Origin of the sequence: Rhodoblastus acidophilus, from assembly GCF_009720655.1 — a bacterium.
Classification (GTDB): Bacteria; Pseudomonadota; Alphaproteobacteria; order Rhizobiales; family Beijerinckiaceae; genus Rhodoblastus; species Rhodoblastus acidophilus_A.
Map to the genome: position 1 here is coordinate 1 of NZ_WNKS01000046.1, position 1739 is coordinate 1739.

The window sequence follows — 1739 nt, forward strand, 5'->3', positions numbered from 1 at the left end:
CACTGACACCAGGCGAACGCGGCCAAAGCCGCCGCGCCAGAAAAGTCACTTCGCGGGATTCGACCGTGGGTAGTTACATTGCGACAGTTCGAGGAGCGTCAAATGATTTTGTACGGAGCAAATTATCTTGAATGCATTAGGAGTAATCTTGCTAACTCAGCAAGCAACCGTGTTGCTGTTGCTTTCTGGGGGGATGGAGCAATAAAATCCCTCGGAATAGAACACCCAGAAAACTACGAAATAATTTGCAATCTGACCATGGGCGGAACGAATCCAAAAGAAATAAAGCGGTTAATTGAACAGGGGTACTCCGTCCGACATTCTCCTCGGCTTCACGCCAAGGTATTCCGCTTTGACAACGCCGCCGTTGTCGGATCAGCAAACGCCTCCGCGAATGGGTTAAATTTCGAGGGTTTGGAACTGGGTGGCTGGTCCGAACTCGGCTATCTAATAACGGAACCTCAGCAATTGCAGAAACTCGATATTTGGTTGGATAACGAGTTCTCAGCAGCCTTGAATATAGATAAAGCGGATCTGAAGGTCGCTGCGAAGCGACACTTCGACGGACGCAGCCAGCGCCCCCCCGTATTGCAAGAGCAGAAGTTTAAAAATTTGTTGGATGCGGTAATTGCTGGCACAGAAGAGTTTGTTGATAGGCCCATCTATTTAACATGCGACACCACGAATTTGGGCAGCCGGGGTCGTGCCGTGCAACAAACCGTTAAGAGTCCGTCCGGGAAGTTTAGTTTGGCAAGCAAAGCTTTCGCAGCATGAGGCGGATTGAGGCGAGGCGGATGAACGCCAAGGCGTTTCGCGTCAGGTTTTCGAAGTCCTTCGCCAACCTTCGGCATCGTCCGAGCCACGCCAAGGTGCGCTCGACAACCCATCTTCTCGGGATGACTTCGAAGCCTTCCGCCTGATCGGAGCGCTTCACGATCTCGGTCGTGACGAACGGCAAAGCCTTCTTCTGGGCCGCTTTGAACTTTGGACCCTGATAGCCGCCGTCGGCGAAGAGTTTGCTCAAGAACGGATAGAGCCCGAACAGGGTCGATAAAACCAAACCGCCGCCGTCGCGGTCCTGAATGTCGGCGGGATGAACCACGGCGTGCAGCAGCAGGCCTACCGTATCGACGAGGATATGGCGCTTCTTGCCCTTGATCTTTTTCCCCGCGTCGTAGCCGTTCGGATCGACGCAAGGCCCCCTTTTTCCGCGCTCTTCACGCTTTGGCTGTCGATGACGCAGGCGGTTGGGCTGGCTTCACGCCCCATCGCTTCGCGGCATTTCACATAGAGCGCATGGTGAATGCGATAGAGCGTGCCGTCCCAGTTCCAAAGATCGAAATAGTCGAACAGCGTGCTGCGCGGCGGCAGATCCTTCGGCACGTAGCGCCATTGGCAACCTGTGCTCAAAACGTACATCAGCCCGTTGACGATCTCGCGCAGATCAACCGAGCGCTTGCGACCGCCGCGCTTGGCGGGCGGAATCAGTGGCGCGATATGCTCCCATTCGGCATCGGTGACATCGCTGGGATAACGCAGTTTGTCGCGGGCATATTTCGGGCGGTTCTCGGTGGTCCACATCGGCGGCCCCTCCAGAATCAGGCCGCAACCTCTGAATCACAAATGATTCAGCCGATTCAACTTCTTTTCGGACCGACACTAATACCAAGTCTCCGAGAGACTGACTCGGCGGCGGATTCCCGAATCGGCTTTTGTTTGATTCAACAGGCGAACCTGGA

The 1739-nt window shown here is 54.8% G+C and carries 1 protein-coding gene and 1 pseudogene; one reads left to right on the forward strand and one right to left on the reverse strand.

Features of this window, described 5'->3' with window-relative positions:
• The first annotated feature begins 102 nt into the window (after nt 1-102).
• Nucleotides 103-774 carry a phospholipase D family protein gene (locus GJ654_RS20600; RefSeq protein WP_155448053.1) on the forward strand — a complete coding sequence of 224 codons (672 nt, stop codon included), beginning with the start codon at nt 103-105 and terminating at the stop codon, nt 772-774.
• Here the strand turns inward: GJ654_RS20600 and GJ654_RS20605 are convergent.
• Nucleotides 743-1581 (reverse strand): annotated as a pseudogene (locus GJ654_RS20605) (IS5 family transposase). The gene GJ654_RS20600 and the pseudogene GJ654_RS20605 sit on opposite strands and share 32 nt — an antisense overlap.
• Nucleotides 1582-1739: the final 158 nt, after the last annotated feature.

What these genes read in the sequence shown, in the direction of transcription:
- GJ654_RS20600 (WP_155448053.1), top strand. Translation starts at nt 103, where the DNA reads ATGATTTTGTACGGAGCAAATTATCTTGAATGCATTAGGAGTAATCTT.